This window comes from Streptomyces sp. AC627_RSS907, from assembly GCF_019049165.1.
Map to the genome: position 1 here is coordinate 1 of NZ_JAGMUE010001269.1, position 666 is coordinate 666.

At 77.6% G+C, this 666-nt stretch carries 1 protein-coding gene; it reads right to left on the reverse strand.

What is annotated here, in order from left to right; all coding sequences use genetic code 11:
* A partial coding sequence (locus tag KUM32_RS41425; protein WP_217146793.1) for an ATP-binding cassette domain-containing protein occupies positions 1-666 on the reverse strand: 666 nt, incomplete at both ends.

The following is a 666-nucleotide window of genomic DNA, read 5'->3' on the forward strand; positions in this document are numbered from 1 at the left end:
GTACGGGGAAGTCGGCGCGCAGCGCCCTGGCCAGCGCCAGCCGTTGGCGCTGGCCACCGGAGAGCCGGGCGCCGTGCTCGCCGACCAGCGAGTCGAGGCCGTCCGGCAGCCCGTCGGCCCAGTCGAGCAGCCGGGCCCCGGCCAACGCCGCCCGCAACTCGTCCGTGCTCGCCCCCGGCCGGGCCAGCCGCAGGTTCTCGCGCAGCGAGCTGTCGAAGAGGTGCGCGTCCTGCGCGCACAGCCCCACCAGCCGGCGCACGGCGTCCCCGGCCAGTCCCGTGGCGTCCGCACCGGCCAGCGTGTACGTCCCCGCCTCCGGGTCGAGGAAGCGGAGCAGCACCTGCGCGAGCGTGGTCTTGCCCGAACCGGACGGCCCGACCACGGCCACCCGCCGCCCCGCCACCAGCTCCAGGTCCAACTCGGCGACGGCCGGCCGCCGCTGCCCCGGATAGCGCGCCGTGAGTCCCCGTACGACCAGCGGGTGCGGCTGCTCCGGCGGGGTCGCTGCCGGGTCCGGTTCGCGGACCGGCGACGGCGCGTCCAACACCTCGTGGACCCGCTCGGCCGCCCGCCGCACCCGCTGCCGGTAGCGCACGGCACTCGGCAGACCGGCGACCGTCTCGAAGGCGGCGAGCGGGGTGAGGACGACGACCGCGAGCCACAGCC